At 40.4% G+C, this 23,036-nt stretch carries 21 protein-coding genes; 7 read left to right on the top strand and 14 right to left on the bottom strand.

Annotation, left to right across the window (positions count from 1 at the left end):
* Positions 1-20 precede the first annotated feature (20 nt).
* Positions 21-1,832 carry an oligoendopeptidase F gene (gene pepF, locus ACLIJJ_RS18945; RefSeq protein WP_233316350.1) on the bottom strand — a complete coding sequence of 604 codons (1,812 nt, stop codon included), beginning with the start codon at positions 1,830-1,832 and terminating at the stop codon, positions 21-23.
* 191 nt (positions 1,833-2,023) lie between these two features.
* Here pepF and ACLIJJ_RS18940 point away from each other — a divergent pair, with 191 nt between their 5' ends.
* Positions 2,024-3,184, top strand: coding sequence for an endonuclease (locus ACLIJJ_RS18940; protein ID WP_251646404.1), 1,161 nt, complete (start codon positions 2,024-2,026; stop codon positions 3,182-3,184).
* Between the two features lie 35 nt (positions 3,185-3,219).
* Here the strand turns inward: ACLIJJ_RS18940 and sspO are convergent, their stop codons facing one another.
* The 4 genes from sspO to ACLIJJ_RS18920 all read right to left on the bottom strand — a co-directional run bounded on the left by sspO (position 3,220) and on the right by ACLIJJ_RS18920 (position 7,823).
* Positions 3,220-3,354: a small acid-soluble spore protein SspO gene (gene sspO, locus ACLIJJ_RS18935; RefSeq protein WP_233316348.1), complete on the bottom strand. Its 135-nt coding sequence runs from the start codon at positions 3,352-3,354 to the stop codon at positions 3,220-3,222.
* 71 nt (positions 3,355-3,425) lie between these two features.
* Positions 3,426-4,637 carry an MFS transporter gene (locus ACLIJJ_RS18930; RefSeq protein ID WP_233316347.1) on the bottom strand — a complete coding sequence of 404 codons (1,212 nt, stop codon included), beginning with the start codon at positions 4,635-4,637 and terminating at the stop codon, positions 3,426-3,428.
* A 228-nt stretch (positions 4,638-4,865) separates the two neighbouring features.
* A complete protein-coding gene (locus ACLIJJ_RS18925; protein WP_233316346.1) occupies positions 4,866-5,087 on the bottom strand; it encodes a YdbC family protein in 222 nt (73 codons plus the stop codon).
* A gap of 366 nt (positions 5,088-5,453) precedes the next feature.
* Positions 5,454-7,823: a polyprenyl synthetase family protein gene (locus tag ACLIJJ_RS18920; protein ID WP_411230127.1), complete on the bottom strand. Its 2,370-nt coding sequence runs from the start codon at positions 7,821-7,823 to the stop codon at positions 5,454-5,456.
* 269 nt (positions 7,824-8,092) lie between these two features.
* Here ACLIJJ_RS18920 and ACLIJJ_RS18915 point away from each other — a divergent pair, with 269 nt between their 5' ends.
* The gene (locus ACLIJJ_RS18915; RefSeq protein WP_233316345.1) at positions 8,093-9,496 is read left to right on the top strand and encodes an MFS transporter; all 1,404 of its coding nucleotides are present in this window, start codon (positions 8,093-8,095) and stop codon (positions 9,494-9,496) included.
* Between the two features lie 261 nt (positions 9,497-9,757).
* Here the strand turns inward: ACLIJJ_RS18915 and ACLIJJ_RS18910 are convergent, their stop codons facing one another.
* From ACLIJJ_RS18910 to ACLIJJ_RS18900, 3 genes are all read right to left on the bottom strand, one after another.
* Positions 9,758-10,153 carry a VOC family protein gene (locus tag ACLIJJ_RS18910; RefSeq protein ID WP_233316344.1) on the bottom strand — a complete coding sequence of 132 codons (396 nt, stop codon included), beginning with the start codon at positions 10,151-10,153 and terminating at the stop codon, positions 9,758-9,760.
* Between the two features lie 230 nt (positions 10,154-10,383).
* Positions 10,384-10,839, bottom strand: a complete 456-nt coding sequence (locus ACLIJJ_RS18905; RefSeq protein WP_233316343.1) for an AraC family transcriptional regulator — start codon at positions 10,837-10,839, stop codon at positions 10,384-10,386.
* 98 nt (positions 10,840-10,937) lie between these two features.
* Complete coding sequence (locus ACLIJJ_RS18900; protein ID WP_233316342.1) at positions 10,938-11,711, bottom strand: DeoR/GlpR family DNA-binding transcription regulator; 774 nt, start codon at positions 11,709-11,711, stop codon at positions 10,938-10,940.
* A gap of 172 nt (positions 11,712-11,883) precedes the next feature.
* Here ACLIJJ_RS18900 and ACLIJJ_RS18895 point away from each other — a divergent pair, with 172 nt between their 5' ends.
* The 4 genes from ACLIJJ_RS18895 to ACLIJJ_RS18880 are packed head-to-tail and all read left to right on the top strand — an operon-like array spanning position 11,884 to position 15,143.
* Complete coding sequence (locus ACLIJJ_RS18895) at positions 11,884-12,783, top strand: amidohydrolase family protein (RefSeq protein WP_411411472.1); 900 nt, start codon at positions 11,884-11,886, stop codon at positions 12,781-12,783.
* Positions 12,746-13,114 carry an amidohydrolase family protein gene (locus ACLIJJ_RS18890; protein ID WP_411411471.1) on the top strand — a complete coding sequence of 123 codons (369 nt, stop codon included), beginning with the start codon at positions 12,746-12,748 and terminating at the stop codon, positions 13,112-13,114. The genes ACLIJJ_RS18895 and ACLIJJ_RS18890 overlap by 38 nt, the downstream gene beginning before the upstream one ends.
* A gap of 7 nt (positions 13,115-13,121) precedes the next feature.
* Positions 13,122-14,351: an amidohydrolase family protein gene (locus ACLIJJ_RS18885; RefSeq protein ID WP_341074901.1), complete on the top strand. Its 1,230-nt coding sequence runs from the start codon at positions 13,122-13,124 to the stop codon at positions 14,349-14,351.
* 33 nt (positions 14,352-14,384) lie between these two features.
* Entirely contained in the window at positions 14,385-15,143 is a 759-nt protein-coding gene (locus tag ACLIJJ_RS18880) for an ankyrin repeat domain-containing protein (RefSeq protein WP_411411470.1), read from the top strand.
* A gap of 73 nt (positions 15,144-15,216) precedes the next feature.
* Here the strand turns inward: ACLIJJ_RS18880 and ACLIJJ_RS18875 are convergent, their stop codons facing one another.
* The 5 genes from ACLIJJ_RS18875 to nirB are packed head-to-tail and all read right to left on the bottom strand — an operon-like array spanning position 15,217 to position 20,954.
* Positions 15,217-16,017, bottom strand: a complete 801-nt coding sequence (locus tag ACLIJJ_RS18875) for a formate/nitrite transporter family protein (protein ID WP_411411469.1) — start codon at positions 16,015-16,017, stop codon at positions 15,217-15,219.
* Between the two features lie 12 nt (positions 16,018-16,029).
* Positions 16,030-16,764 (bottom strand): sirohydrochlorin chelatase, encoded by a 735-nt coding sequence (locus ACLIJJ_RS18870; RefSeq protein ID WP_251646398.1) that lies wholly within the window; start codon positions 16,762-16,764, stop codon positions 16,030-16,032.
* A complete protein-coding gene (gene cobA, locus ACLIJJ_RS18865; RefSeq protein WP_233316337.1) occupies positions 16,719-18,194 on the bottom strand; it encodes a uroporphyrinogen-III C-methyltransferase in 1,476 nt (491 codons plus the stop codon). The genes ACLIJJ_RS18870 and cobA overlap by 46 nt, the downstream gene beginning before the upstream one ends.
* Positions 18,195-18,197: 3 nt before the next feature.
* Positions 18,198-18,515: a nitrite reductase small subunit NirD gene (nirD, locus tag ACLIJJ_RS18860; RefSeq protein WP_233316336.1), complete on the bottom strand. Its 318-nt coding sequence runs from the start codon at positions 18,513-18,515 to the stop codon at positions 18,198-18,200.
* A gap of 33 nt (positions 18,516-18,548) precedes the next feature.
* Positions 18,549-20,954: a nitrite reductase large subunit NirB gene (gene nirB / locus ACLIJJ_RS18855; protein ID WP_411411468.1), complete on the bottom strand. Its 2,406-nt coding sequence runs from the start codon at positions 20,952-20,954 to the stop codon at positions 18,549-18,551.
* Between the two features lie 415 nt (positions 20,955-21,369).
* Between nirB and ACLIJJ_RS18850 the strand changes: the two genes are divergently transcribed.
* Positions 21,370-22,140: an SDR family NAD(P)-dependent oxidoreductase gene (locus ACLIJJ_RS18850; RefSeq protein WP_411411467.1), complete on the top strand. Its 771-nt coding sequence runs from the start codon at positions 21,370-21,372 to the stop codon at positions 22,138-22,140.
* Between the two features lie 203 nt (positions 22,141-22,343).
* Here ACLIJJ_RS18850 and ACLIJJ_RS18845 read toward each other — a convergent pair whose 3' ends face one another.
* Positions 22,344-23,015 (bottom strand): HAD family hydrolase, encoded by a 672-nt coding sequence (locus ACLIJJ_RS18845; protein ID WP_237942227.1) that lies wholly within the window; start codon positions 23,013-23,015, stop codon positions 22,344-22,346.
* Positions 23,016-23,036: the final 21 nt, after the last annotated feature.

The following is a 23,036-nucleotide window of genomic DNA, read 5'->3' as shown; positions in this document are numbered from 1 at the left end:
GTTGCAAGGATGTTCAAACTTTAATAAAAGCTTTGTTCGAGTTCATCTATTAAGCTGCCAACATAAGCAACCGCTGTACTGATAGGTTCAGGTGTCGACATATCCACATTTGCAAGCTTCATTAATTCAAGAGGTTTTACTGTTCCCCCTGCCTTAAGAGCCGCAAGCCAACGATCTACAGCAGGCTGACCCTCTTTTTGAATCATTAACGCAGCAGCAGTGGAAGCTGTCAGACCTGCTGAATACGTATACGGATAAAGACCCATATAGTAATGCGGCTGGCGCATCCAAGTCAATCCTGCTCCCTCATCCAACTCCACACTGTCGCCCCAAAATGCTGCAAGCAGCTCGAGATTTTGTTCACATAACAGTTTGGCGGTTATCGGTGTTCCTGCTTCAGCAAGTTCATAAATACGGCGCTGCAGCTCTCCCTCCAATATATGTGTCACAAAATTATGGTAGTATGTCCCGAGTGATTGGAGAATAACCCAACGACGCATTCTGTCATTATCCGATTTTTCTAAAATATGTCTGCTGAGCAGCATTTCGTTCATGGTTGACGGTGCTTCCACAAAATACCGTGATGGACGTGTATTAGAAATGGACTGATTCTGTCCTGCCAAAACGAAATGTCCTGCATGTCCGAGCTCATGTGCAAGAGTAAATGCATTTCGCATGGAATTATTCCATGTCATCATAATATACGGATGTGCTCCATATGGACTTGAACAAAAGGCGCCAGATCGCTTGCCAATATTATCTGCTCTGTCTACCCAGCGGTTCTCCAGTCCTTGTCTCATAATTTCTGCATAATCCGGCCCCATTACCTGCAGTGCTTCAAGCACAAGCTCTGCTGCTTCATCATATGTCACTTCAGGATTAAAGTCTGAATCAAGAGGAGCTTTTAGATCACTGTACAGCAATTTATCAAGACCTAGTGCTTGTCTTTTTAATGCGGCGTAGCGGCGCATATGAGGAGCAAGCTCTGTTAATATTGTGTCAAGCTGGTTATGGTACATTTCCTTTGTTACTTGCTGTTCAAATAACAGCATATCTGTAACAGAATCATAGTTACGCAATCTGGCTTCAACCACTTGCTTCTTCACTTCTGTTGCATATGTAGCTGCATATGTATTTTTGTACTGATTTAATGTTTGAATGAAAGCGTCATAGGCATTACGGCGAATTTCCGTATCAGGCGACTCCTCATACTTTGCATATAAATTAAATGTTAAAGGATACTCTGTTCCATCTGCTGTTGTAAAAGATGAGAAGCTCATATCTGATGTTTTGCTGCGCTGGTAAATCATATAAGGAGCTTCATGAATCTCACTGTATGCAGCTAAGGCTTCCTCTGTTTCTGGGGAAAGTATATGAGCTTTCGCCTCAAATAAATCCTCCAGTGTTTTTTTGTAATCCTGCAACCCGCTTTCTTGATTCATAAACTCACGGACTTTCTTCTCCGATAGAGCAAGTATTTCTGAATCAATAAAGGAATTATTTGCGCGTGCAGCAGCATAAACAGATGCCGCAATCGCCTCATTTGCTTGATTATTAGGGTCTGTCCCATCGGCGGATTGAAGCAAGCTTGCATATGTAAGTACACGGGAAAGCCGTTCAGATAATGAATCCCTTTCAAGAAGGCACTGAAGTAAATTTATCGCACTGTTTCCAAGACTTCCTCTATATTCAGCAAACTTTTCCATGTCTTGGGTAATAGCATCGAGCTCCATTTTCCATGCTTTTTCACAAGGAAATAAATCGGTTAAGTTCCACGTTTCTTCAACAGAAACATCCTTCCTTGCCAGCGTCTTACCTTGCAGCTTATTCATGTAAGCTTCTCCCCTTTTTCATATATTTCGCCATTCGAAACGAATAACTTTATTATATAAGAAAACTGTAAATTTTCAAATAATTTACTAAATTAATTTATAATAGCAAATTCTTTACACTTTTCTACAACTTACTCCATATAAACATGTTATTTTATAAGAGCATTTAATTTTTGTATGGGAGGCAGAAAATGAAAAAAAGCTCAAAAATTTTTGTTTTGCTTGCAGTAATCGCTGCTATAGCGGTGTCGTCTTATTTCACAGTTTCACCGAGAGCAGCCACTCTTTCCGTAACGAATGCAATTAAAACTCAAAACGGGTCAGTTCAGACAGTAGAAGGTTACATAGTCGGAAAGCCCATTTCAGCTTCCTCCATTCAGACGAGCAGCTTCTCTGACGATTATGCCCTAGCACTCGCAGACAGTCCAGCAGAGAAAGCAACTGGCTCCATGCTTTATGTTCAAATTCCCTCCTCCTTTCGAGGAAGCTTTGGACTAAAAACGAATCCGGAATTAATTGGCACGAAAATAAAAGTGACTGGCAGCACTGCCGCCTACTTCTCTCATCCAGGTTTAAAAAATGTAACAGCTATGTCAATAAGTGCTGCAGGGGAATTGCCCGAAGAGCCTGAAGAAGATACAGGAAGCACACCTACACCTTCTGAGAACTATGAAGGTTACTATAACAGTGCCTCAGGTAAAACTGGCGAAGCTTTAAAAACTGCTTTACATGAGATTATTGATGATCATACAGAGCTTTCCTACAGCGCGGTTTGGGATGCGCTGCGTCATACAGATGAAGACCCTAACAACAGCAATAACGTCATTCTGCTTTATACAGGCAGATCGCAAAGCAAAACGACTAACGGCAGCGGTGTCGATTCATGGAACAGAGAGCATGTATGGGCGAAATCCCATGGTGACTTTGGCACAGCAATGGGAGCAGGAACAGATCTGCATCACTTGCGACCTACTGATGTTTCCGTTAATTCATCACGTGGCAACAAGGATTTTGATGATGGAGGAACTGCCCAAAAAGAAGCGCCAGATACATATGCTGACAGCGATTCTTGGGAACCGCGGGATGAAGTTAAAGGCGACATTGCACGTATGATATTTTATATGGCTGTGCGCTATGAAGGTGATAGCGGCGAACTTGACTTAGAGGTAACAGAAAGTGTGAATAACGGTTCTGCCCCGCTCCATGGCAAACTGTCCACATTGAAGCGCTGGAACGAACTTGATCCTGTTGACGATTTTGAAAGAAACAGGAATGAAGTAATTTATCAAGATTATCAGCATAACCGCAATCCATTTATTGATCACCCTGAGTGGGTAGAAGTTATTTGGTAAAAGCAAAACGGGCCGGCAAACAGCGGCCCGTTTTGTTATTGACGTTTTTTTGTTTTCTTATTATTAAGCTTTTCTGCTGCAGACAATGGTTCATTTGCGAATTCATGGTCGTAAGCTTTTGAAAAGTTCCCTTTTATGTCTTCTTGCTTATCACGTTTTTTTGTAGTCATAATCTTCACCCCCAAAGCTTATTGTACGTAACAAATTTTATTATTATGTACAGCATAAGCAGTGGGTGCGATTATCCTTTACCATGCATGACTTTTTTAAATACAGTCTGCTTTAGGCTGTCATCCTTCTGATAAGCAATCGCTGCTGCTGCCAGAAGCATAACCCCTGTCAAAATGAAAACACTATATGCAGGGAAAATACCTCCTAAAAATCCACCAACCATTGGACCAATCATACCGCCAATTTGGTTGGCCGTCTGGTTCAAACCAAAAGCTCTGCCGCGGAAATCCTCTGAAGTTGATCTAACGACAAGTCCGTTCAATGCAGGGAAAACGGCGCAGAAGAAAATGCCGAAGATAAAGCGGGTAATGGAAAAACCCCAAATATCTTGGAAAATGATTTGCGAAAATGTGCCTAATCCGCCTCCAAGGAGGCCGATAAATAATATTCTGTTGAAGCCGATCTTATCAGCCCATTTCCCCCAGTACGGAGCAAACAATACACTAGCTATCCCAGGCAAAGAGAAAACAACCCCCGCAAGCAAAGAAGCATTTTCTTTAGAGCCGCCAAGATCAACAATGTACAGCGGCAAAATAGGTTCAATCGAAAGGATTGAGCAAGAAGTGACGACTGTCAACAGCATGACAAGCATAAGCGGACGGTTTGACCACGCAACCTTAATGTCATTTTTGACAGAGCCCTTTTCCTTGCTAGGCTTGAAATTCTCTTCCTTCACAAAAAATATAATCAGGAATGTTGCAAGGAAAACGATGAACCCAGCACTCGCAAATGCCAGCCTGTTGCCGACTAGCTCTGAAAGCAGTCCGCCAAGCAGCGGACCGACTATTCCTCCTGTAGCACTTGCGGTGGAGATCATCGATAAAGCGTAACCTACTTTCTCTGTCGGTGTATTCGTCCCGACTAAAGCAATTGCCCCTGGAATAAAGCCGGAAAGAAGCCCTTGCAATATTCGTAAAACCAATAACTCATATGGGTTAGTCACAAAAGCAGCTAATGTGTAGATAATAAATAAAACGAAGCCTGCTCTGACTATCATTGGCTTTCTGCCATACTTATCTGCTATCCTGCCCCAAAACGGCGAGGAAAGCGCTCCTGCAAAAAAAGCCGAACTGAACAAAATGCCTGCCCATAATTCTGTATGGTCATGAACATTAATCTCCAGCAGGAAAATCGGCAAAAACGGGATGACCATATAAAAACTCGCTGCCGTAAAAAACACTCCGACCCATAAAACAAGCAAATTACGCTTCCACCTTAACATGCCGTTCGCGCTCCTAAGCTGCATCAGAGTATATCTGATGAGTAGTTTCAATATTCTCAATAATAACATATATAGGAATTACTTTCATTCCCGAAATTTATGTTTCACGAAGAAAAGGCTGCTACAATGGTTACTCTGCCTACCTTTAGAAGCTTTTCGACTATTTTGTGAAAATTTTTCGTTTAAAAAAAATGTACAGAGCTGTCTGTACATTTCCCTTACATAATATTATAACTCTGAATCCTGTAAAGCCTTTTTCAGTTTCAATACCTCGTCCAAATCAAGGGTAACCCCCTTGCCCATTTTCTCATGATTTGGAGCCCAGTCCCGAATATCGTACTTCGGTTCCCGTCCATTCCAGCTAATTAGATTCAGCTCTTTCGTCCAGCCTTTCGGCGATTCAGACAGGACTGTAATATGCTCGGTGATTTCAAATTTTATCTCTGCCACAAAACTACCTCCTAATATGTATATGAATGCTTAAATTATTTAACGTATATATTCTTATATTATATATCTTCTGCAAAGATTTAGGCGCTTATTTACATGCAAATAAAATAGGCGGGCTCTTACCCGCCTAAGGAAAGGTTGTCCTTGGCATTAATGACGCATTGTCAGCACAATAAATAAATAGTAGAGTATCCAAACTAAAGAAGGAAGAGCTTCAGGAAACATCATTTATTCCCCCTTCCTTTTATTATTAATACATCATATGTTCACCTCTACTGTTTTGTAAGCGTATTCCTATAGTTTTTCGACTAATTTTTTAAAAATAGGTTCAAAAAAAAGCACTCTTGGAAGAGTGCTTTGCAGCCTTTAACGATCTCTATTTACAAAGTAGTCTAATAAGTGCTTTAGGAAAGCCGGATTTCGGGGGGCCTGTTCTAATGACTCCACAGCAAGGCAATAATGCTCCCACATTGCTTTTTTCGCTCCTTCAATCCCGAGTATAGATACAAACGTTGTCTGGTTGTTGTCTGCATCAATGCCAGCCTGTTTGCCAAGCAAGCTAGTATTACCTTCCACATCAAGGAGATCATCCTTAATTTGAAAAGCGATGCCTGCATGGTAGGAGAATTTTTTCCAAATGTCCATTTCCGCTTCACTTGCTTGTGCAAGTATAGCCGGCATCAATAAACAAACCTCAAATGCCATGCCTGTTTTGTAAAAACTCTTTTTGTTCAATTCCGCAAGAGTCAGCTGTCTACCTTTCGAGTCAAGATCCATCGCCTGACCTTTACACATATCCGCCGTTCGTTGAGATGAATATTTAATCAGCTGCAGTACTGCCCGCGAATCGAAGGAGTCGATTGAGGTCTGCTCCTCAACTGCCTTTTGTGTCAGAAAAAGGCCCGTCAATTCAGCAACCGCCGTATTAGCAACTTGATGCAATGTTTCCTTCCCTCTGCGAATATTGGCATTATCCTGTGACGGCAGATCATCAAAAATCAATGATGCTGTATGCATATATTCCAAGGAACGCAATAGCGGCATCAGTGCTTTATCGTCCAAGCCATAGCCTTGTGTGCCCATAAACCATGTCATAATTGGTCTTAACCGTTTACCATCGCCAATAAGACTGTAGTTCGCCCCATCAGTAAGAGGCTCATGATGCGGACCGTCAGCTGATTTGGTAATCGCAAGTGCGCTGTTAATTTGACCTCGGACCTCTTTAACCTTTTCAAAAAACTCCTCCCGCTCCCTCTTATCCCTTTGGAGATTTTCAACCATATGATCTCTTAAAAGCTTATCAAAGAAATCAACATCATCAGCCTTCTTGACCATCTTTTGAATGAGACGATTAAACTCTGGCATACGAGAGGCAAAAAGCTCCATTGTTTCATTATATTTATCATTGCCCCACTTTTTCTTAAACCGTTTCAAGCCATTAATGGCCCTGTCTAATATGACCTCACATGTCTTTTTATCTGAATGATAGACGTTGTGAATCAAATGGGATATCACTGTCCAATACAATTCATACGGATTGACTAAGTCAGGGCGTACAGTATGATGCTTCATATAATACGTATACGGAGTCACAGCTCCTTCCTGCCAGTCATCAAACATATCAGCAAAATCATCTGCAAGCTGATTGTATATACCATAGAAAAACGACCGCTTTTCAAAGCCTTCTTCAAGCTCCGCACTAATCACAGACCTGACAATCAGCCGTGAAGACGCAGATTTTAAGATGACTGGAATAAACAACTCTTCATTTGTATATTCGCTGTTGGAAAGGTCCTTGTCACGATCAATCTCCTGTGAATGGAAAAACACATATGCCTGCTCTAAAAATGGCTGAATCGTTTCTTCACGCTGATTGGTCTTAATATATTCAAATGCTTCCCGCAGTTCAGTATGAACATAAGCAATCAATTCTGCATTGGCACCAGACCAGTCACCTAATTCAGGCACACTGCCTGTTGTCAGTGCCGTACGGATTAAACCTGCATATCGTCTTTCCTCATCTGGCGACAATATCTTCGCATCGAAAAGGTCATCAATAAACGGATAAGTTAAGCCATAAGAGTAACCAAGCCTAATTGCTTCTCCAAGTCTTTGGGAGCGGACAGCCTGAGCAGTATCTTCAGGCAAATCGTCAAGAACATGCATGATAACACCAGCAATAATTTTGATGAGCTTGCGCTGTGCATTTGCTGCATCCATTCCCTCTGGAATATGAATGGAGACGGACTCAAGCTTAGCCATAAGCCAAATCATTGTCGGTTCTATTCCTTCCTTTTCCGCAAACCGGTATAAGCCAGCCATGCTGAATACCCCGATTTTTTTCTCATTACTGCCAGTAAGATGCTTTTTTAAACTTTCAACAGAGCGTCTTATGCCTCTAAGCGTTGCCTGTGATTCTAAAGATTTGCCCAAGTCCCTCATATAGAGGTAGGAAATGCTCCGATCGAGATAATTATCAAGCTTGCCTGTGTGCTTAAGCCACTGAATATAGGGCTGATATCCTGACGGTGATTGTTTGCCCTTGCTTCTTGAAAAAAAGGAGAAAAGAGAAGGATGGTGAATATGATTATGCTTCCATTGTTGAATATCATTAGTGAGGATAGGAATAAAAGCCTTTTTTGCAACCTGCCCATAAAGCTCCTGAAAATATAGAGACGCCTTTTGCTCCTCTTTAGAGAAACAAACCTCGGCATTAATTGTAAACTCCTTATTCATACGGTAAAGTACCTCAAATCTTTTCATTTAGCTATCTACTTAATAATATAGTACTAGAAAAACAGGTTTATAACCAGAAAGGAGTACCTAGCAAAAATACCCGTTTTGTTAGGGGTAAATTGAAAGCCTTACCATATCCAGACTATGTAAAATCCATTGCTTCGCTATAGCTTTTCGCTATATCCACTTATCTAAATTAACAGTTACTCTATACTTGCTTTAACATGCTATTATACAAGCACAATCTTACATAACAAGGAGAACAAAGAATGACAACAAAATCAACTACGCTTAAAACACGCAGCATCAACCCGTCTGATGTAATTGCGGCAAGCAAGTTCAATCGCTTTCATTTATTAGTATATTTATGGTGTGTATACGCAATTGCATTTGATGGTTTTGATATAGCCATGTACGGTGTTGGCCTGCCATTAATGATGGAGGATTTTAACCTGACACCTGTCGAAGCAGGAGCTGTCGGGAGCTATACCCTTGTCGGAATGATGCTCGGTTCCTTCATTCTCGGTCCTGTAGCTGATATTATCGGCCGGAAAAAGGTGCTGGCAATCTGTATGTTCCTGTTCAGTGTATTTACACTTGGTTCTGGATTGGCACCTTCGGTTACTATCTTTACAATCATGAGATTCATCGCATCAATCGGAATGGGCGGACTGATGCCAAATGTTATCGCTATGATGACCGACTATTCCCCTAAGAAAAATAGAGCATTAATTGTTGCAACAATGTACTGCGGTTATTCTGTCGGAGGAATCTTAGCATCGCTGCTGGGCATGTACTTGCTGGAGGACTTCGGCTGGAGAATATTATATTGGCTTGGCATTCTGCCATTATTCACATTGCCAATTTTCATGAAGAAATTCCCTGAATCAGTATCGTACTACTTATTGCGCAAGCAAAATGACAAAGTAGCAAACATCTTGAATCAAGTAGACCCAAACGGCAATTATCAATCAACAGATAACTATGTAAGTACAACAGGAAAAGAAGCCGAAAGCGGCGCACCAATCAAAAAGCTGTTCTCAAACGGCCGTGCAATCAGCACATTCGCTTTCTGGATTTTCGTAGTCTGCAGTCTCTTAATGGTATCAGGCCTAAACACATGGCTGCCAAAAATCATGCAGGAATCCGGCTATGGCTTAACATCCGCCCTTTCCTTCACACTTGTGTTAAGTGTCGGCCAAATTATCGGCTCATTGCTTGGCGGCTATCTCGTTGACAAAATCGGCCATCGCAACGTGTTAGTATCCATGCTGCTGATCGGCGCAGTCTGCTTCGTTGCATTAAGCCTGACATCAAATGTAATCCTGCTGTACGTATTAATCGCACTAGGAGGAGCTTGCACAGGCGGAACCCAAAACCTGGCAAACCCGTATATTTCTGAGTTTTATCCGAAGGAAATCCGCTCCACAGGAGTCGGCATAACAGTAGGATTCGGCCGGATTGGCTCCATTCTTGCCCCGACCGTTATCGGCCTGCTGCTGGCAACAAATCTCGAACCGAAAAGCGCCTTTATGGCTTTTGCGATTCCGAGCATTCTTGGAGGAGCTGTCCTATTATTGGTGAGAGAGAAATACGGCAGCTTCGACCGACTCGGTGCTGCATCGCGTGATAATGTGGTGTTAAAGGTGACAGATGAGGTTGGGAGCAGATAGGCAACAGATGAAGGCAACGGCTAGTTCGTTGCCTTTTTTTATTACATATTTTTTAAGCTTAGCTATTCTGACTAAATGTTAAAAATTACTTGTCCTGCCACTTAGTAATATCCACTACCTAAATTCACCATCGAATCCCGAGCTGCTAGTCCCATTTTTGAAAAGCAGCAACCCATTAATAAAGCTCAAAAATTCACACCAATAAAAAACCCCATAAAGCAAATAAAGTTACCTCTATCCGCCTTATTGGAGCAGCAATTTTTATTTTGCATTTTCATCTGGCTGATGAATCCCAAAAATATTCCCCTCTGTATCCTTATAATAGCCTTGCCAAGCCATTCCAGGCAGGGCGTATTTCGGCAAAGCAACCGCGCCGCCATTTTCGAGAATGATTGCTTCAGTATGATTATAATCTCCTACTCCCATCGTACAGGCAAAGCCGTTTAAAGCTTGATTTCCTTCAGGATCTGAACCTTGCCGCTGCACTAGTGCTCCATTTATTCCCGGCTCTTCCTCTGTCCCTGTTACTGCCCCAAAGTAAGGCATTCCTGCATATCCCGTCCAATCCTGAAACGTCCAGCCGAAGACCTCTCCATAAAACTTCTTTGCCCGTTCCATATCACTTACATGAATCTCGAAATGTACTAATCTTCCCATGGTTTCCTCCTAGGTATATTAAAAATGAGACTGCTATTATTAATTCCGTATTTCTTATAATTTTTCCTATTCAAAATGCAGAGTCTTGAAAAGTTTTTCATCCTCTATTATTAGTTGAAAGGGCAATTTTAAAACCCCAATAAATGATTTATTGGGGTAATCCCGTTATCCCTTTAATAGACTCCAGAGATAAACAATAATTACGGGAGGATTATATGCTTCTGCCACCCTCACCGAATCGGAACACACAACTCACAATAATGCTCCTCAACAAGCTCAAGGATGTACCTCTCCAACACAGGCCTCGTTTCATCATGCTTTAACCCTTGTTCATCTAATACTAAAGGAAATTCAACCCAAGCCTTTTGAACAGCTTCTGCAGTGTGGGCAATTTTAAAGACTGCGTACTTCCCTCCACTCATATGCCCAGTTTTGACTTCCTCCCTATCTGTTACAAACCCTTGTGGGACAATTAAGCATGTGTCGTATCGGCAATCTTGTGGTGCAGTTAACAGTGGATTGTCTTGGGCAATACCGAGAATGCTAGATTTCTGATTCAGTAAGTTATTAGCCTTCAGCCAGCCTTTGAACTTCTTCATTAATTGTTCGTTTCTACGTCCATACGGACCAATTTGTCTCATATAGGCTACTAGGCAAGACGGCATGTTTTCGATTCTAAGTTTCATTTCATATCCCTTTCCAATTAAAGTACATCGATGTCTGAACACATCGTATAATGTACTAAAATGGAAAACAACTGGAATTTAAAAAGTTTTCGTTTTTTTTACCTTCCGAGCTCGTCAGGAGCAGCGATTACTTGGATATTATGCTTTTCTAGCAGTTCAAGCATATTTTTCGGTATTTCTTTTTCCGTAATGACTATGTCGATGTCTTCTAAGCCGCATACTTTTTGAAAAAAGGTTTTATTAAACTTCGTAGAGTCTACAAGGACAATAACTGTATCAGCACACTTTACCATTTCACGGTTAAGAAGACCTTCCTCTTCAATAGATGTAGACAGACCAGTTTCAGATATACCGCAAGTTCCGATAAAGCATTTGTTCACTTTATAGTCTTGAATATCTTTCATTGCCCGTGATCCGTATATAGCACGGTGATTCTTTGACAGAGTTCCGCCTAACAGGTTAATGCGGATGTTTTCTCTTACTAATAATTCATTGGCCACATCCATTGAGTTCGTTACAATATTATGGTTCTGGCTTGTTAAGTATTTTGTTAAAGCGAGTACTGTTGTTGATGCGTCCAAAATAAGATGGTCTCCATCACGAATCAATGTGGCTGCTAGTTTGCCAATCTCATTTTTTGCTTTTAGTGCCATTTCTGCACGCTCATCGAAATTATAAACCTCGTTGGATAATTGTGCTCTTTTTGCTCCGCCTCTGATTCTAATTACTTTTTTTGCTTCTTCTAGCAGTATTAAATCTCTTCGTGCTGTATCTTTAGATACATGATTCATTTCACAGATTGTTTCTATATCAACTCTCTCATTTACATGTAAATATTGGACAATTGCTTCGAGTCTTTCATCTTGTAACATTATTTCACCTCGTTCTTTTATTATAAGTTTTTTTAAGTCAATTTGCAAAATATTGCATTTTATTTAAGTTTTTTTGCTTGAATATGCATTTTTAGTTCGTTATGATTACTGTAAACAACTATGTATAACTTATTTCTCCTTAACTAATTATCACAAAGAAAGTGGTGACACAATGTCTTCATCCTACTGGCTAACAAATGTATGTTTAGAAAAAGGTTATCGCTATGAACATGGGGCGATTATTGGCACAATAACGGAAAACTGCCACCTGTTTGTCGAAAATGGCAAAATCGCCAACATCATCTCTGCTGATACGTTGCTGGACGATCATTTACCAAAAAAAGATGTTCATAATTTATTAGCTTTACCCTCCTTTGTTGAAAAGCATGTTCATTTAGACAAGACATTACTTGGAGATAAATGGCGTGCAGTTACACCTGTTTCAAGCATTTTTGAACGGTTTGAACTTGAAAAAAACGTGTTGCCCACCCTTCCAACGACAACAAAAGAAAGGGCTCAAGCACTTATTGAAGTTCTGCTACAAGCTGGTTCTACACATATTCGCACACATGTGGATATCTATCAAGAAGCAGGCCTAAAAAACTTCTTTGAGGTTCAGGAAGCACTTGCAGAATATGAAGGGAAATTATCTTACGAGATTGTTGCTTTTCCACAGCATGGCTTGCTATTGAATAACTGCGCAGATTTAGTAAGAGATGCTGTCCGCAATGGAGCAGGCTTAGTGGGTGGTGTTGACCCTGCCAATGTTGATGGAAATATGGAAAAATCCTTACAGCAGATGATGGATATTGCTGTGGAAGAAAATGTAGGTATTGATTTGCATTTACATGATCCTGGTCAGCTTGGGTTAGCGACAATTAGAAGGCTGGCAAAACTGACAGAAGAGGCCGGCTGGCATGGACGAGTGGCCATCAGCCATGCTTTTGCATTAGGAGACATGGGTAAAGGGGAAGCTGATGAAATGGCACAGATGCTTGCAGAACTTGGCATTTCCATTATTACTAGTGTACCAATTGGCAGAACCATCCCCCCCCGTCAGCTTTCTTCATGATAAAGGAGTTCAAGTTGCAGTTGCTTGTGACAATATTTTTGACTCATGGTCGCCCTTTGGCAATGGAGATATTTTAGAGAGAGCCAGCACATTAGCCCAGCTTTCCGGCAGATCAACAGAACAAAAGCTTGCAGAAACTCTTGGTTTTATAACAGGCGGAATTACACCATTGAACAAAAATGGACAGCAGGTTTGGCCGAAAATCGGCGATGAGGCAAGCATTGTCTTTACAGAAGCAAGCTGCTCTGCTGAAGCAATTGCCAGAAGATCAAACCGCCCAGCAGTTCTGTATAAAGGAAAATTAGTAGCAGGTGGATTTACGAAAGGATGATTCATAGATGACACATTCTTCTTATTGGCTGAAAAATGTCCGTTTAGAAACAGGATATCAATTTAAAGACGATATAGTTACTGGCACAAACACATCCATTTTCCATATTCTCATTGAAAACGGAAAATTTGCTGAGATTGTTCCTGAGTCAACATTCATTAGTGATGATGTTATCAAGTATGATGCAAGAAAATCTCTAATGCTGCCAACATTTAAAGAAATGCATATTCACATTGATAAAACTTATTATGGCGGTCCATGGAAAGCTGTTACACCAGCAAAAAACATCTTTGATCGCTTTGCAGAGGAAAAAGAACTGCTGCCTCAACTGCTGCCGACTGCCAAAGAAAGAGCAATGAAAATCTTAGATTTACTGATTGGGTTCGGTTCAACCCATGTCCGCACCCATGTTAACATTGATCCTGTCATCGGACTGAAAAATTTAGAAGCTTCACTAGAAGCTCTTGCTTCCTTCTCGGGAAAGATTTCACATGAGATTGTTGCTTTCCCTCAGCATGGTTTGCTTCATTCTGGTGTAGCGAGTCTTGTCAAAGAAGCACTAACAAACGGTGCTACACATGTTGGCGGAGTGGATCCACATTCAGTCGACGGGAATATAGAAAAATCGTTGAATACGATTATAGAGATGGCCGTTGATACTAATTCAGAGGTGGATATCCATATCCATGACAGAGACCATTTAGGGTTGTTTACAATGAATCGATTGGCTGATTTAACGGAGCAAGCAGGTTTGCACAACAAAGTAACCGTCAGCCACGCCTTTGGATTTGCCGGTGTTCCTGATATAAAAGCTGCTGAACTGGCCGAGCGCTTTGCTCATCTTGGAATCGCAGTGACTACAACAGTCCCTATTGGTAAATTAATCATGCCTATTCCATTATTAACAGAGAAAGGTGTTCCAGTATTACTAGGCACAGACAGCCTTACTGACCATTGGTCCCCGTTTGGCAACGGCGATCATTTAGAAAAGGTTGGCCGTCTCGCAGAGCTTTACGGCTATGTGGATGAATGGTCTTTATCACAGTCACTGCGGTTTGCGACTGGGGGAAAAACACCGTTAAATAAGCAAGGCAAACAAGTTTGGCCAATTGTTGGAGATGATGCTGATATGAATCTTGTTAAAGCATCATGCAGTGCTGAAGCAGTGGCAAGACGGGCAACTAGAGAAGCAGTCTTTTATAAAGGAACATTGCTATCAGGGTCTCTTTCCCGCTAATACCGACAAAGGATAAAGGAGGGAAAATTCTTTTTGCGAACTCTATTAATCTTATTTTTAGCCACAATCATTTTGGTTGGTTGTCAAGCAGCTCCAGAACAACAGAAAACGGCTAACCAAGACAAAGAGAACAACTCAGAAGAAACAATGATGAAACATAAGGAGGCTGACTCAGAAGAACCGATGAGTAATCAAGAAAAAGAGCAGTTTTTTCAAGCAGTGGAGACTGGCAATATATCTGAAATTACGAGTTTCATAGAAAAGGGAATCGATATTAACAGTGTCGATCAAGAGGGCCGGACTGCAGCAATGGTTGCTACTTACAACAATGATCCTGAAACAGTAAAGCTTCTGATTGAAAATGGTGCTGATGTTAATATTCAAGATAATATGAAAAATAACCCTTTCTTGTATGCTGGGGCAGAAGGATATTTAGAAATTGTTAAGCTGACTATAAATGCTGGAGCAGATCCAAAGCTGGTAAATAGATTTGGCGGAACAGCATTAATTCCTGCATCTGAGCACGGCTATGTGGATGTTATTAAAGAGCTTCTCGACAACACGGATATAGATGTTAACCATGTTAATAATCTTGGCTGGACAGCTATGCTAGAAGCAATTGTGCTTAGTGATGGCGGGGAAAATCAACAGGAAACAATTCAATTATTAATAAAGCATGGAGCAGATGTTAACATCCCTGACTCGAATGGGGTTACTCCCCTTCAACATGCAAAGGAGCTAGGTTTTACGGAGATAAAAGATATTCTTATAGATGCAGGCGCTAAAAAATAGGAAGAGGGGCAAGTTATAATTGGATAACTTGCCCTCTTCCTATTTTTTGTGAATAAATTCACATAATATTATATTATGCTTCCTTCTTAAAAGACTTAACAACCGCTTGTGTCTTTTCTGAAATATTATACCAATACGCAGCACCTACAAAAACAGCGCCTCCGATAATATTGCCAAGTGTTACTGGCAGCAAATTAGCAAACATCCCCTCAAAAGAGACTGTCTCAGGATGCGGGATGATTAACGCAATAGATAGCAACGTCATATTTGCAATGCTATGTTCAAAGCCAGAAGTGATAAATGCAAAGAGACACCAAAATATCATAATTAATTTAGCCGTTTCATCCTTGAGCTTGACGGAGCACCATACAGCTAAACAAACTAATATATTACAAAGAATGCCGCGGATAAGCAATTCCATAAAAGGAGCATTCATCTTTGCTGCTGCTCCACTTGTTACAAAATCAGCTACACCGCCAATAGCTAAACCAGAATAACTGAATAATAATGCCACAAGGATAGAGCCGATAAAGTTGCCGATATAGCTGAATCCCCATACTTTTCCCGTGTCTTTCCAGGTCACTTTATTTTCCAGCATCCCAATTGTCATCACCATATTATTGCCAGTAAAAAGATCTGCGCCTGCCATAATCACTAAGCTCAAAGCAATACCAAAGGAGACTCCCATGATAATTTTTGTACCAGCAAACTCAGCTGGAGCCAGCATACCGCCAATTGTAAAAATAAGAATTATCCCTAATCCAACGAAAAAACCAGCAAGCATTGAGCCTACTATATACTTACTTTTGTTTGCATTAAGTGCATTTGTCTTCATTAATGCAGTGTTACTAAAAGCTGTAATTACATCTTTCATGTTAAACACTCCTCATCTTGCTTCATTTCCCCGTTCAGCCATTATTTGCTCTTGCATCCTTTCTAACAGCACCTGCTTCAGGCGTGAATCGTATTGCAGCGGATCACAAAGAATGACCTCTTGGCGGCTGTTCGCAACAGCACTTTCCATTCTTTTTAACAGCATACCTGTAAATAATAGATATGGGACAATATAAATTTTGCTGTACTCTTGCTGAAGTTTATTCAACTCATTAACAAAGTCCGGCTTACCAGCAGTTAAAAAGGCAGTATAGACAGGTGCATCTAATCTGCGGTAAATATGATGGCTCATTTCCAACAGCTTCAGAATTGGTTCAGGATCACTGCTGCCTCTGCCGACAATTAGAATACTTCCTTCATTGTCGATTCGTTTTTCTTGAATTCGTTTTATGACTAAGTCTATCATTTTGGGATGAACATCAAATGGTCTAGAAACATAGAAGTTTACCTCTGGAAATATCACTTTCATTTTAGCTAGCTCTTCTGGAATATCTCTCTTAAAATGAGTTGCCGCAAACAGCAAAACAGGAACTACTAAGATATCTTTTGCTCCGCCTGTAATTACCTTTTTCATTGTTTCAGAAATTGATGGTGAAACAAGCTCTAAAAAGGCAACTTCTTGAACCTGTATATTCACTTCTTTTTTTACTTCTTCAACAAACGTTGTAAACTGTTTGTTTCCTATAGGCTTAATGCTGCCATGTCCAATGTATACAATTGCGTCCATTCGTGATCACGCATCCATTCTTTTTTATCTAATTCTTGCTGGACCTTCTCATCTACACGCCTGAATCCCATTTGTAATGCATATTTTTTTACTGATTGACCTATTGCAGCAAAAGACAATTCCTTAGGATCTCTTTTAGTATAATAATTCCATTCTTGCAGAAAGAGATCGATTGAGCGTTTATTCGAAAAAACAACTGTTTCCCAAGCATCTTCTGTCAATAATCGTTCATTTATCTCATCAAATCTAGTATCGATATCCACATGATGACTTGGTATTACGAGCAAATTATTCGAAAATGTATTTTCAGTTAATGCCTGCATGTCACCAATTAAAACCGCTTTGCTTCTATCAAAGGATGCCTTATTACTGTGCACTCCTCTTTTTTGTAGCTCTTCACGGACTTTTTCAGACAGATGTTCAATCCGCCGCGGAAGATTCCTTATATCATACCCAGCCTTAAATAGCTGGGAGAATAAGATATCTATTCCTTCCGGAGAAGCAAAAATTAATCTTTCAGCTTCCATCACTATTTGCAATTCTTCATTTGAAAAGGAATGAGGGATTGTTAGTAAAGCAGGAAATGCATAAGCTTCTGCTCCGTTGATTGTAAAATGCCTTTCAAGGATGCTTTCTTCTTGGTCACCTGCAATCAGCAGCTTTCGTTGATAAAAAGGTTTTTTCTCAAACCAAGCAATGCTTGACCGCAGCTTGACCACATCACCAACTATCGTTAAAGCAGGGTTTTTCACATTTGCTTCCGTTACCTTTTCAACAATTGTCTTTAACGTGCCTTCTACCACCCTCTGTTTTCCTAAAGTCCCCCATTCAATAACAGCTGCCTTTGTATTACTAGCATAGCCTTCTAATAGTAACTGCTCGCAGATGTCCGGCAAGCCTTGTACCCCCATATAGTACGCTAGTGTTTCTCCTGCCGCTTCCTGCTTAGGTAAGGATGTTAAACCTTCATTTTTCTTGCATCTATGCCCTGTTCTAATCGTAAAACTATTGCTGTAATCGCGGTGTGTTACTGGAATGCCTGCATAGATGCTCGCGGCAATGCTTGCTGTTATTCCAGGCACTATCTCAAACGGTATATTGTATTTGGCAATTGCTTCTGCTTCTTCGCCGACTCTGCCAAAAACAGAAGGATCACCGCCTTTTAACCGGACTACATATTTTCCCTTTAATGACTCCCTTACTAATGTTTCATTAATCTTTTCTTGCCGCATAATATGATGATTTGGCAGCTTTCCGCAGTATATGAAAACACAGTCATTCTTTGTGAAGCGTAAAAGCCGCGGATTGGCGAGACGGTCGTACAAAACAACATCCGCTTTCCGTAAGCACTCCATCCCCTTTGCAGTAATCAAGCCAATATCTCCAGGTCCTGCTCCCACAAATGCTACATACCCCTTGTTTGTTTTCATTTTTTACACCATTACATAAATTTCGTCGTCTTTTATTAATGTTTCATATACTTCTACACAGCCCTCGTCTGGTTTTTGCACGAGCCCTGTAACTAAAGAAATCTTCCAATCATGCAGCGGGCAGAAAACATACTCTCCAGACACAATCCCCTCTGCCAAAGGGCCGTTTTGATGTGGGCAGCGGTTCTCTATCGCTCTTACTTCACCATTAGAAAGATGAAATAAAGCAATTGATTTTCCTTTCAGATGCACTTCTTTACCGATTTGAACTGGCAGATCCGCTTTTTTCATAATTTTCGTCCATTCTTTTGTTGCTGTCATTTTTACTTCCCCCTCCATTTTTATCCTTAACGATTATCCTTTAATTACTTCATACATTTCTCGTTTCGTTTCATCACTCAATATGGAAGACCAAGCCTCTTTATATGTTAATCGCGCCTTTTCAAAACGGCTTACAAACTGTTTAACATTCTCTTCATTTAATAGTGTTTCCTTCACCTTATCAGCGCCTGTGCGCTCTACCCATGGAGCTGTTCTTTCTCCGTAATTCGCATTTTCCCGGTAATATTGTACATATGCTTTTGCAAATGTTATAACCTCTTCTTCTGTTTTAACAGTAGTTAAGCTGTCACACTCTCGAACTTCGGTGCCTCCATTTCCGCCGAAATACAGCTGATAGCCATTTTCTACACAAACAACCCCAAAGTCTTTTGTCAGCACTTCAGCACAGTTACGCGGACAGCCAGTAACTCCCATCTTCATTTTATGCGGCGTATCCACCATCTCTATCGCTTGTTCAAGTTTAATGCCAAGCCCTAAAGAGTCCTTAGTCCCAAAACGACAGAATGTTGAACCGACACAGGATTTGACGTTTCGAAGTGATTTAGAATAAGCATAGCCAGAACGCATTCCTAAGTCTTCCCATACATGTGGTACATCCTCTTTTTTCACTCCGTACAGTCCGATGCGGCTTGCACCTGTAATTTTCACTAACGGAACATTATACTTTTTCGCTGCTTCGCCCAGTTTAATTAATTCGTCTGCCGTCGTTGTTCCGCCATACATCCGAGGGACAACAGAAAATGTACCATCTTTTTGAATATTTCCTTCCATCTTTTCATTCACGAATCTTGATGCTTTATCATCCTCGTATTCTTCCGGGAACAGCATGCGCATATAGTAATTCAAAGCTGGACGACATTTAGAACATCCTTCTTCACTTGCAAACTCAAGAACCATTCGCACTTCCTTCGGTGATTTCAGCTGCTTCTCTTTTATTTGTGCGACTACTTCGTCACGAGTTAATGCTGTACAGCTGCACATTCCTGTCTTTTGCAAAGATGCATCAAAACCGTCTCCAAGGGTATGTGCTAAAATACTCTCTACCATTGGTTTACATTTGCCGCAAGACCCGCCTGCTTTTGTACAGCCTTTCACTTCTTCAAATGTGCTTAGTCCTTGCTCTAGAATGGATTGGACGATTGTTCCTTTTGTTACCCCGTTACAGCCGCACACTGTATCTTCCGCACTCATGCTTGCAACTAAATCTTCTTCTCTTTCCTGACCCGCTTTACTCAAAACAGACGAGCTTGTGTATTCACTGATGTCTGCCTGTTTTTTCAGCATATTAAACAGGCGATTGCCGTCTGAAGCGTCTCCGTAAAGAACAATCCCCACGATTTTATTCTCTGTTACTAAGATTTTTTTGTATAATCCTGCAAATTGGTCATGAACAATAATTGCTTGCGTATTTTCATCTTCATGGATCTTTCCACCTGAAAATAAGTCACAGCCGGCTACTTTCAGCTGAGTAGAAAGCACACTTCCTTGATAGCCCTCACTCTGTCTCCCTGTTATATAATCAGCTAAGACAGTACCTTGCTCATAAAGAGGTGCAACTAATCCATATGCTATCCCGTTATGTTCCGCACATTCTCCGACTGCATAGATAGAAGGATCAGATGTTACCATATAATCATTAACAATAATTCCGCGGTTCACTTCTAAGTCAGCTTCTTTAGCAATTGCAATATTCGGACGAATCCCGACAGCCATCACAACAAGATCACATTCAACAGATGATCCATCTGTGAACGTTAAGCCTTGCACACGGTTCTCTCCATAAATTTCAGCTGTTTGTTTTTCCATCAAAAACTTCATACCTTGTGCTTCCAAATCTTTTCTTAAGAGATCCGCTGCTGCTGCATCCAGCTGCTGCTCCATTAAGGTCGGCAATAAATGAACAACATGGACATCCATGCCACGGTCAATTAACCCTCTTGCCGCTTCTAATCCCAATAAGCCACCGCCAATAACAACAGCCTTTTTATAGTTTTGAGCTGTTTCCAGCATTTTTTCTGTATCTTCAATCGTCCTAAATCCGATAACTCCTTCTAATTCACTTCCGGGAATAGGCAGGATAAAGGCACTCGATCCTGTAGCAATAATTAGCTCATCATAGTTAATGAGTTGGTTTTTATCTGTGACTAGTTCTTTTTTATTTCTATCAATCTTAATAACCTTTTCTCCCGTTATTAAGTGAATGTGATTTTCCTCATACCAGCTCCAGTCATTAATGTAAATATCATCGACCGTCGTCTTTCCTTGCAAAACATTTGAAAGCATAATGCGATTATAGTTTGGATAAGGTTCATCTCCAATAATGGTAATATCAAAGCTATCAGTATTTCTCTTTAGTATTTCTTCAACAGTTCGGACTCCTGCCATGCCGTTTCCAATCATGACTAATTTCTTTTTCATTGTCTTCCCCTCCAAGATAAGGACTAGAAAATCGATATGATTGTGAAATAAATCACATATATAGTTGTTACACTTAAACTATAAGTTTTTCAAAACTATATTGAATATTCCCCCCTAAATACAAAACCTTATAAAGAAGTAGTGGAAATGCATCTTTTATAGTTCCATTATATCTGCTTCATTAGGTAGAAAAGACTTAAAAATTCGACGATTTTATGACAACTACTTTCATACCGTTAACCTAATAAAAATTTCCAACGCCGAAAAAGCCTTTAAACACTATTGAAATAAGGCTTTTCATTAGAAATCTTGCGCCATGTTAGCCTATAATAAATAGAGGTTTATTATTCACACAATTGTCACAATATTTAGCGCAGCGAATTGTAAGCGCTATTTTTTAGAGGAGGTTATCATTTTGTCAAGATTAGCGAACAAAGTAGCCCTTATTACTGGAGGAGCAGGCGGAATTGGGAAAGTAACAGCAAAACGTTTTTTAGAGGAAGGTGCCAAAGTAGTTCTAGTAGATTTATTTCAAGAACCTCTTAATCAGGCAAAAGCAGAATTAGAAGCCTTCGGAGAAGTTATCGTTATACAAGCAGACGTATCCCAAGAGGAAGATGTGAAAAACTATGTAAAGAAAACTGTCGAGAAGTTCGGCAGAATAGATGTCTTCTTTAACAACGCAGGAATCGAAGGTAAAGTAGCTCCAATCACAGAACAAAAAGTAGAAGACTTAGACAAAGTTCTTGCCGTTAACGTTCGCGGCGTATTCTTAGGACTAAAACATGTGTTAACCGTCATGAAGGAACAAGGAAGCGGAAGTGTTATCAATACTTCTTCTGTAGCCGGACTAAGCGGCAGCCCGAACGTAACACCTTATATCGCATCTAAACACGCAGTCGTCGGCCTAACAAAAGCCACTGCAGTAGAAGTTGCTCCATACAAAGTACGTGTCAATTCCGTTCACCCGTCCCCAGTGAACACAAGAATGATGCGCTCATTAGAAGAAGGCTTCGCACCAGGACAAGCTGAAGCAGCGAAAGCAGACATGGAAAAATCTATTCCATTAGGAAGATACGGAGAATCCGAGGATATCTCCAATCTCGTTCTATTCCTTGCTTCGGATGAAAGTGCGTTTATTACAGGTGTGCAGTATCGGGTTGATGGTGGTATGGGGGCTTTGTGATTTAAATAGAGAAATAGTCAGTTCCTCGTTTTTGTGGAGCTGGCTATTATTTTAATTACATGGAATTATAATTCACTTAAACTTCACTTTTGGAAAAAAAAAATAGACACAACCCCTGCAAAGCTTTTACAGGTGTTGGTCTATTTTTTTATCATTATTAATTGTAAAAACATTATCTTATCTTAACTGAAAGTGTCGTCTTTTTACTTCTCTAGCAAGTTAACAGATTTCTCCATACTCTCTATCACTTCTTGCAGTGATCTATCTGCCATACTCGCTAATTTCAAATGATAATTCTCGAATGGAAGATGCTCTGTAATTTTATTTGGAACTACTACACAGTTTAGACCGGCTGCAAGTGCAGCTTTAGAACCATTAGCTGAATCTTCAAATGCTATTGCTTCTTGCGGATTAACTCCTAAAAGCTTGATTGTATTTTTATAAAGCTCTGGATCTGGCTTCACTTTTTTGACATCATCTCTTGTTTGAATAACATCAAAATAATGAAGGATGTTCAACTCCTTTAAAAAATGTTCAACCCAATCCCTATAAGAGCTTGATGCCAAGCCAATCTTTAACCCTAGCTCTTTAGCTGCTTTCAAATAATCCTCGATTCCATCTCGTGCAAAAGGCTTACTCAATTTTGCTTTATGTAAAACAGCTGATTTTTCGATGATTTCGTCTCTTGTTAAAAGCCCATTCGATTGGCTTAGGATAAAATTATAAAGGCTGCTAGAATCAGTGCCAATATGGACAGCATATTCACTTATTGGCAGTTTTCCTGGTTCCATTTCTAAAATATCACAAAAACTTTCATATAAAGCGTATTCTGTATCAATCGTTAATCCGTCAAAATCAAAAACAATCGCTTTTATCATCTGCTTCCCCTTCTCTCC

It is taken from the genome of Niallia laureatilytica, assembly GCF_046613985.1.
In the GTDB taxonomy this organism is placed as follows: domain Bacteria; phylum Bacillota; class Bacilli; order Bacillales; family Cytobacillaceae; genus Niallia.
This window is presented reverse-complemented; position numbering and strand designations above follow the sequence as displayed.

Coding starts and splice junctions, on each gene's coding strand:
- pepF (WP_233316350.1), bottom strand. CDS start 1,832: ATGAATAAGCTGCAAGGTAAGACGCTGGCAAGGAAGGATGTTTCTGTT.
- ACLIJJ_RS18940 (WP_251646404.1), top strand. CDS start 2,024: ATGAAAAAAAGCTCAAAAATTTTTGTTTTGCTTGCAGTAATCGCTGCT.
- sspO (WP_233316348.1), bottom strand. CDS start 3,354: ATGACTACAAAAAAACGTGATAAGCAAGAAGACATAAAAGGGAACTTT.
- ACLIJJ_RS18930 (WP_233316347.1), bottom strand. CDS start 4,637: ATGTTAAGGTGGAAGCGTAATTTGCTTGTTTTATGGGTCGGAGTGTTT.
- ACLIJJ_RS18920 (WP_411230127.1), bottom strand. CDS start 7,823: ATGAATAAGGAGTTTACAATTAATGCCGAGGTTTGTTTCTCTAAAGAG.
- ACLIJJ_RS18915 (WP_233316345.1), top strand. CDS start 8,093: ATGACAACAAAATCAACTACGCTTAAAACACGCAGCATCAACCCGTCT.
- ACLIJJ_RS18910 (WP_233316344.1), bottom strand. CDS start 10,153: ATGGGAAGATTAGTACATTTCGAGATTCATGTAAGTGATATGGAACGG.
- ACLIJJ_RS18905 (WP_233316343.1), bottom strand. CDS start 10,839: ATGAAACTTAGAATCGAAAACATGCCGTCTTGCCTAGTAGCCTATATG.
- ACLIJJ_RS18900 (WP_233316342.1), bottom strand. CDS start 11,711: ATGTTACAAGATGAAAGACTCGAAGCAATTGTCCAATATTTACATGTA.
- ACLIJJ_RS18895 (WP_411411472.1), top strand. CDS start 11,884: ATGTCTTCATCCTACTGGCTAACAAATGTATGTTTAGAAAAAGGTTAT.
- ACLIJJ_RS18885 (WP_341074901.1), top strand. CDS start 13,122: ATGACACATTCTTCTTATTGGCTGAAAAATGTCCGTTTAGAAACAGGA.
- ACLIJJ_RS18875 (WP_411411469.1), bottom strand. CDS start 16,017: ATGAAAGATGTAATTACAGCTTTTAGTAACACTGCATTAATGAAGACA.
- ACLIJJ_RS18870 (WP_251646398.1), bottom strand. CDS start 16,764: ATGGACGCAATTGTATACATTGGACATGGCAGCATTAAGCCTATAGGA.
- cobA (WP_233316337.1), bottom strand. CDS start 18,194: ATGAAAACAAACAAGGGGTATGTAGCATTTGTGGGAGCAGGACCTGGA.
- nirD (WP_233316336.1), bottom strand. CDS start 18,515: ATGACAGCAACAAAAGAATGGACGAAAATTATGAAAAAAGCGGATCTG.
- nirB (WP_411411468.1), bottom strand. CDS start 20,954: ATGAAAAAGAAATTAGTCATGATTGGAAACGGCATGGCAGGAGTCCGA.